Origin of the sequence: Lysinibacillus sp. FJAT-14745, assembly GCF_001275675.1 — a bacterium.
In the GTDB taxonomy this organism is placed as follows: Bacteria; Bacillota; Bacilli; order Bacillales_A; family Planococcaceae; genus Lysinibacillus.
Window position 1 is genome coordinate 430,120 of record NZ_LITM01000002.1, and the last position, 7,854, is coordinate 437,973.

Annotated in this window: 7 protein-coding genes; 3 read left to right on the forward strand and 4 right to left on the reverse strand. The window is 37.7% G+C overall.

What is annotated here, in order from left to right:
• Positions 1-474 precede the first annotated feature (474 nt).
• A complete protein-coding gene (locus AMS59_RS03515) occupies positions 475-2,154 on the reverse strand; it encodes a formate--tetrahydrofolate ligase (RefSeq protein WP_053482372.1) in 1,680 nt (559 codons plus the stop codon).
• A 212-nt stretch (positions 2,155-2,366) separates the two neighbouring features.
• Here AMS59_RS03515 and AMS59_RS03520 point away from each other — a divergent pair, with 212 nt between their 5' ends.
• On the forward strand, positions 2,367-2,567 hold the full coding sequence (locus AMS59_RS03520) for a cold-shock protein (protein WP_053482373.1): 201 nt from the start codon (positions 2,367-2,369) through the stop codon (positions 2,565-2,567).
• Between the two features lie 92 nt (positions 2,568-2,659).
• On the opposite strand, the gene AMS59_RS03525 is transcribed toward AMS59_RS03520, so the two are convergent.
• On the reverse strand, positions 2,660-3,445 hold the full coding sequence (locus AMS59_RS03525; RefSeq protein ID WP_053482374.1) for a VOC family protein: 786 nt from the start codon (positions 3,443-3,445) through the stop codon (positions 2,660-2,662).
• Positions 3,446-3,652: 207 nt separating this feature from the next.
• Between AMS59_RS03525 and AMS59_RS03530 the strand changes: the two genes are divergently transcribed.
• Positions 3,653-4,141, forward strand: coding sequence for a flavin reductase family protein (locus AMS59_RS03530; RefSeq protein WP_053482375.1), 489 nt, complete (start codon positions 3,653-3,655; stop codon positions 4,139-4,141).
• Positions 4,142-4,547: 406 nt separating this feature from the next.
• Here the strand turns inward: AMS59_RS03530 and AMS59_RS03535 are convergent, their stop codons facing one another.
• Positions 4,548-5,213 carry a phosphopantothenoylcysteine decarboxylase gene (locus tag AMS59_RS03535; protein WP_053482376.1) on the reverse strand — a complete coding sequence of 222 codons (666 nt, stop codon included), beginning with the start codon at positions 5,211-5,213 and terminating at the stop codon, positions 4,548-4,550.
• Positions 5,214-5,574: 361 nt separating this feature from the next.
• Positions 5,575-6,450, reverse strand: coding sequence for a LysR family transcriptional regulator (locus tag AMS59_RS03540; RefSeq protein ID WP_053482377.1), 876 nt, complete (start codon positions 6,448-6,450; stop codon positions 5,575-5,577).
• Positions 6,451-6,584: 134 nt separating this feature from the next.
• On the opposite strand from AMS59_RS03540, the gene AMS59_RS03545 reads away from it, so the two are divergent.
• A complete protein-coding gene (locus tag AMS59_RS03545) occupies positions 6,585-7,484 on the forward strand; it encodes a DMT family transporter (RefSeq protein ID WP_053482378.1) in 900 nt (299 codons plus the stop codon).
• Positions 7,485-7,854 lie beyond the last annotated feature (370 nt).

Here is a 7,854-nt window from a genome sequence, read left to right on the forward strand (position 1 = left end):
TTGCGCTGCCCTGCCTCTAGAATGGCGAATCAGGATGAAAGAAATCCTGATGTTTCATTGGGACATAAATCATTCAGCGACTGTATAATTTTGGTTAATCAACACGTGTGATATCAACTATCTATAGCTTTCCTTCTCCTATGTTCAATTTTTTCTGTGAGACTTTTAAAAAAATTAAAGCGTGAAAGAAAACTTTCTTTTTTTGAATATACAATGTATATAATCATTCGAATTGCAATTTTTTTATGGTTAGCTAGTTTTCTCCTTATTGAATATGGAGGCTATTAATTTTCTCCCCCTTTTTACAGAAACTATTATGCCACGGCGCCTCGGCATCATTCAGTGAGATCCGCATGAGACTTAACTTCTTTCAGCGGATGTTTGGACATTTGCAAAAAGAAGTTAAAAAAGCTGCCCTTTATAACTTAAAGGAGCAGCTTTTACATTTATATATTCTTTTGTATTTCTTTCACTCTAGAACAATCCTACCGCATGTCCTTCACTATCAACATCCATACGCAAAGCAGCAGGTGCTTTTGGTAAACCTGGCATTGTCATAATATCCCCAGTTAAGCAAACTAGGAAGCCTGCACCCAGCTTTGGAATGACTTCGCGAATAGTGATTGTAAAGCCTTCTGGACGTCCTAACAGTTTCGGCTGATCCGATAATGAGTATTGTGTTTTAGCCATACAAATCGGTAGTACATCCCAGCCGAATTTTTCAATTTGGGCGATTTGCTTTTTCGCTTGATCGGTAAATTGCACATCTTTCCCACCATAAACTTTTTGCACAATTGTACGTACTTTTTCCTCAATAGATTCAGTTACATCATATAAAGGTGAGAAATTGTTTTCTTCATTAAGAACAGCTAGCACTTGTTCAGCTAAGCCTAGACCACCTTTTCCGCCTTCCTCCCAGACGTTCGTACGAGCAATGCGTACATGCTTTTCTTGACACCAATTTAATACGGCAGCAAGTTCAGCCTCTGTATCTGTAATAAAGCGATTAAGAGCAATAATCGGCTCCACACCAAATGTACGAATCGTCTCGACATGCTTCTCTAGGTTTTCAATTCCTTGTAAAAGTGCCTCTACATTTTCGCCTACTAATTCTGTTTTCGCTACACCGCCATGCATTTTCAATGCACGAATCGTTGCCACAATCACTACAGCACTTGGCTTAAAGCCAGCTTTACGCGCTTTAATGTTCATGAATTTTTCAGCGCCTAAATCCGAACCAAAGCCCGCTTCAGTTACAACAATATCAGCTAATTTACGTGCAGTTTGTGTCGCCATAATCGAGTTACAGCCGTGTGCGATGTTGGCAAATGGCCCACCATGAATAATGGCAGGTGTCCCCTCAAGTGTTTGCACTAAGTTTGGTTTGAAGGCATCTTTTAATAATAATGTTAAGGCCCCTTCCACTTGAAGATCACGCACAAATACTGGCTCACGCTCAAATGTATAACCGATCACGATATTTGCTAAACGTTCACGCAAATCTTCAATACTTGTAGCTAAACAGAACACTGCCATAATTTCTGATGCAACAGTAATGTCAAAGCCGTCCTCACGTGGCATCCCTTGAACAGGACCACCGAGACCCACAACAACTTTACGAAGGGCGCGATCATTTAAATCCATTACACGCTTCCAAATAATACGGCGTGGGTCAATGTTTAAAGCATTCCCTTGGTGGATATGATTATCAATAAAGGCTGATAATGCATTATTTGCAGTCGTAATTGCGTGAAGGTCACCAGTAAAATGCAAGTTAATATCCTCCATCGGAACAACCTGTGCATATCCACCACCTGTTGCTCCACCTTTCACACCCATCACAGGGCCGAGTGATGGCTCACGTAAAGCCACAACAACATTTTTATTCAATTGATGAAGTGCATCAGCAAGGCCAACCGTTACAGTTGATTTCCCTTCACCTGCTGGAGTTGGACTAATGGCTGTAACTAATACAACTTTTGCGTCCTCACCATGTGCTGTTATTTTTAATGGATCGATTTTTGCTTTGTAGCGACCATACTGCTCAATAGCATCCTCTGGAATACCTGCAGCTTTCGCTATTTCTGTAATAGGCTTCATAACCGCTTGACTAGCGATTTCTAGATCTGTTAAAGGTTGATTTTCCGTTGTCATTTGGCATCCTACTTTCAATATTAATAAATCCATTATAGACTTTATTGTGAAATAAATCTTAGTTAGTTATACAAGCATTTCGACAATCAATTGACAACTTTGCTCAATTCATGTATGTTCTTAATGAAAATGCATTTTTTCACATTTTCTCAATTACGTCACGACTTAATTGATATAATTCTACATTTCAAGCGCATGGGAGGCGAATGCTTATGCAACAGGGAATCGTAAAGTGGTTCAATAATGAAAAAGGTTATGGCTTTATTGAATGTGATGATGGAGAAGATGTATTTGTACATTTTACGGGAATCCAAGAGGAAGGCTTCCGTACACTTGAAGAAGGTCAAAAGGTATCATTTGATGTAGTGGAAGGTAATCGAGGACCACAGGCGTCAAATGTTGTGAAATCTTAATCATAAGGGAGCTGTTCGTTGGATGAACGGCTCCTTTTTTTCAAATGCTCTTAATTGTATTAGCGTTGCTTTATCTTCTAAATACGATAACTTCACCGATTGATCCAATAAAAAGCTCCAGGAAAAACTAGCGTTTCCTTCGTTCTGTCAGTATCCGTAAGTGTGACCCCAAACGGCCCTTCATTTACATGACCTAGTGTCATTGTAGCTGCCGCGACTTCGTCATAAAAATCGAGGCGTATATTTGGTAACTGTAAGGAAATAAACTGTTCTTGTTGTTCAGGCTCTGGTAGTTGTAATACTTCCCTCCACAAATTCACAGTAGCTTGCACATCTTTCACATAAAATTGTACAGATTCCATCGATATTGATTGATTCGTATCAATAGCTCCATTCGTTTTTAATTGCGCAATACGTTCCTCATCTGTATCAGTCCACTCAATCAAAAATGGAAAATCAATTGCCTGCTCTGGCTTCCCAAAATGCAATAGCTTCCATTCTACTACAGAGCCATCTGGTCTTGTACGACTACAAGCATCAGGTCCGTATACATCAAAGCCAAGTGCACGTAAACGTTGTGCCTCTTCCTCAATTTTTTTTGTACGTAATGCAATTCTTGAAAAACCATAGTGCTCGTTAGCACGCTTAAACGTATAATGTAGGGAATAAGGCAATTTCACTGCATTTTCAAACAAATTACGATCATAAATTGCTATTTGCTCAATATAGTTTAATCCAAAATAGCTTAACGTATTGTATGTCCCCCACATTGTATGTTGACCACCGTTAACTGTATGGATATTACGTTTATTTAAGAAAACCTTTGTATTCTCTGGAGATTGAACTTGATGAACTAGATGGTCAAAATATAAAGTCATGACTAAACCCCCTTTTTTCTCTATTATATACTTTACCTGTTAGTTTTGTTGGTTTAAAATAAGATTTAGAATATTATAATTACTAAGAAGTTTACTATATTTTATAATATCTATTTTACAACGCTCGGCAACGAAATGATTTTTATATGCTGATGGTTTATCAAAAAAGATTTTTCATTTCCGTAAATCAATGAAGAGGTGATCAGAATGACAGACAAAGTTGCTGCTTTTAAACTAGCATTAGGTAATTATCCAACAGGCGTTACGGTTGTCACTGCATGTAATGACGTAAATGAACCTATTGGCTTAACTGTCAATTCCTTTACGTCCGTTTCCATAGATCCACTCCTTATTTTATGGTCGCTCGATAAAAAATCACAGCTGCATCCATATTTTACAGCAACTCAAAAGTTTGCTGTTAATATTTTAGCGAGCAATCAAGAGCACTTATGTACGCTATTTTCAAGTAAAATTCCAGATCGTTTCGCCCAGGCTAACTGGTCAACTTCTGCTTTAGGTCTACCAGTGTTGCATGATACTGCAGCCATTCTGCAATGCAAAATATCTCAGCAAATTGATGCTGGAGATCATACGATATTTATTGGGCAGGTCCTAGAAATTGATGATTCACAGAAGGAACCCTTACTGTATCATCGCAGACATATTGGTGAAATCCCAAAAAGCTTTTATGAATAGGCTATTGCAAGGGAAATTTACGCAAAAACAGGGTGATTCATCGTAATCATCCTGTTTTTTGTCGTATTTTCCAGCCCTTTATCGAAATACTAAGTTTAGTTGCTGAAATTCTATGAGTATTCCAATGGAAAGCCCCTTCAAATTCAGTATAAAGAATAGCCTGCTCAGCAGTACCTAAACAAAAAAATGTCCACAATGAAATAATTTCTGTGGCCTCCAAACACTATAATTCTGAAAAACTATTGTCAATATTAATATTATAAAACCTAGCTGAATACTAAGTAATCAAGAAAAAGGAAGTATGTTTAGTTAATATTTTTGTTATTATCACCATTGTCTTCATCGTACAAAAAAACAAAAACTGTGCAGAAATATTTGCCTCTACACCGTTTTTGTTTTAATCATTTTATAAAACATCCATTAATGCTTTCGCTGTCTTTTGCTTGCCTATAATCTTTATCGGTTCGCCTTGAGCCGGTACAATCCAATGTGGTTCATCCCCACCATATAAAGACTGTGAGCTATTAGCTACCATAAACTGAGCGTTGGCCGATTCCATTCGTAGACGTGCACGGGACAGTAAAAATTCCTCATCATCTGTTGCCTCAAGTTTAAAGCCCACTAAAGTAACTTTCGGCTGCCATCCTTTTATTTGACCTAAAACTTTAGGTGCCTTTTTAAAGTGAATGATAGGTGGCTCGTCAGATGGCATTTTACCTGTTTCCTCCATTAAGTTCCCCGATTGGTCATATACTTTGTCAATGAGCCAATCAGAACCTGCAGCTGCCATAATAACGATATCCACCTGTTCTTCCTGAACAGCATGTCTAACTTTCTCGCCTAAATCTTCTATGCCTTCAAATCGAATGGTACGCATTTTATCTTTATTCGTCGGAAGCTGTGCGAAATAACCATGCATATACAATACGTTTGCCCCAGCTTCTAGTGCCGCTTCAGCTAAATAACAGCCCATCGACCCTTTCGATAAATTCGTATGCCCACGCACACGATCCCATTTTTCAAGTGTTCCCCCACTTGTAATGAGTACGGTCTTACCTCGTAATGTCCCCATACATTCACCTTTTTCTAATCAATTTCACCTTGGCGTAATTGTAGCTGTCGCTTTGCTTTCGCTACAGAAAACATTTGCCGCTGACTAACATGATGTTAGTCACTCATTCGTTGCTACAGGACGTGACGTTCTTAGACTGACTTCCTCTATTTCAGTAGGTGTTTGGACACCCACTGAAAAAATAATCAAAATTGCATTCATCTCACCACCTTTAGAGGTGGGAATCTTCTGTAACTGTCGCTTTGCTTTCGTTACAAAAACATTTTGCTGAATGAAGAAAAATATACAAATACTATTTTAACGTAATGTTATGTGATGCTTCAATGTTGTTTTTATAGAGCATGTTGCTCTCCTCAAAAAATCAGTTCATATTTTGTTCTTTTAACCAGGAGCTTAATATCTCCGCAAATTTCTTCGTTACTGGTGATGCTTGGTGTTTCATAGCTAATCCAATTGTGCGATAGCCACCTTGTTTTAAAGGTATGGCTTTTATCGTAGGTGGCAAGTTATTTATCACTAATTTCGGTAAAATACTAATTCCAAGCTGGTGAGAAATCATCGAAATAATCCCTACCTCTTCCGATAATTCAAAACGAATATTTGGCTTCACGTGATATTGCTCTAACAGTACTTTCACATCATTTGTCCCTTTATACGAAGTCATGATAAATGGCAAATCTTCTAGTTCAACAATATCAATTTCTGCTTTATCATATAGCGGACTTTTATCTGAGACAATACACAGCAATGGATCCTGCTGTAGTTCAGTATAACGAAATTGCTTAGATTTTTGACCATTTAAAAATCCTGCATCAACCTCTCCACTTAATAGCCATTGTTCAATTTCATAATAATCTCCCTCACGCAATTCAACTTGAATACCAGGAAATTGATTGTCCATAATACGAATAATTTCTGGCATCCAGTTGGAAGAAATACTTGAAATTACACCAATTCGCACTTTTCCTCGAGTAACACCAAGTATATGTGCTGCTTCTTGCTCTAACAGTTCCTCTGCATCGAGGACATGTCTCATTGCCCTTAGCATTGTATCTCCTTCACTCGTTAACGTGACACCTGCACGACTTCTGTGAATGAGTGCAAAGCCGAACTCCTTTTCTAAGCTTGAAACAGCATGACTTACAGCAGATTGGGTTAATCCTAATGCATCTGCTGCTTTTGTAAAGCTAGCTACCTCAGCCACTTTATTCAAAATCTCATATTTGACTAAACTCATTGGCTCGTCCTCTATATACATGAATTTTTTTAATACTAATCATTATAAACATTCGTTTTACTAATCACAATACAAGATATATAGTAAATTTTAGTATGAAAACTGTTTTAGTACACAGAATGTAGGTGAACATAATGAGTGTCCAAGGAAAAGCAAATTTATTAATGGTTATAGTGACAATGTTTTGGGGATTATCTTATACCTTTATGGTCATGGGGCTTGAAACATTGGCGGTTTATAATGTGGTGGCATTGCGTTGTATCATCGCATTTTTCGCAGCAGGTATCATCTTTTATAAACGCATGATTAAGGTCAATGCTAAAACTTTAAAATATGCAGCTATTCAAGGGTTTCTACTATTCATTGTGTTCGTTCTAAGCTTATTTGGACTAGAAACAACATCGGTATCAAATGCTGGATTTATTTTAAGTCTAACAGTTGTCTTAGTACCTATTTTCAGCAGTTTTATTGAAAAAAAACTACCTTCAAGAGCAGTTAGCTTTGCGATTGTTTGCACAATGATCGGGATTACAGTGTTAACTGCTCATGGCTCACTTACCTTTCAAAAAGGAGATATTCTAGTAGCCATTGCTGCACTATGTTATTCGATTTACTTACTGTTAAACAGTACATTTACACGGAGCGTTGAATCAATTTCCTATGGCATTTACCAGCTTGGTTTTGCTGGACTTTATGCACTCGTATTAACATTAATTTTCGAAACACCAACCCTTCCAAATTCAACGACTTCTTGGATTGCTATTCTAGGACTCGGTGTCATTTGTAGTGCATTTTGCTTCGTAGGTCAAACTGTTGCACAACAGTTCACTTCTGCTACACATACAGGACTAATATTTTCCTTAGAACCAATTTTTGCAGCGATGTTTGCCATGATGTTTATAGGAGAAGGAATAACGATAAAAGTATTAATAGGTGGAAGCTTTATTCTAATTGGTAACTTTGTTGCGCAATTAGAGCAACTTCATGTATTACGCTTTATTAAAAAACATGACCATGAAAAAGCTATACATTAATTAGTTTAAATCTACTCTATACAAACAAACAGAGTGATGCATGTGCACTCACTCTGTTTATTTTATATTTAGCAACGCTCCGTGTGTTCAAGAAGAAACTCTCCCTGTCACATCTGACTACTCCCACAACTAAAGCAGTGGGGTTCTTATGTACTTAAGAGAAGCGTTACAAAGCTCTCCACAGATGGTGTTGCCATGTCCTGTGTACAACATCTTTGATTTATCTTCTGTTCCATAAGACTTTCTTATTTACACAACCGATGTTGTGTTGGCAATAAGTTTTAACGAAGGCCGGTAGCTCTACCTACGGAGGAATACCCCTCACTTGATTTGTTTGATCCCCATGCTAAGAGGGAATGTTTTCTTTACT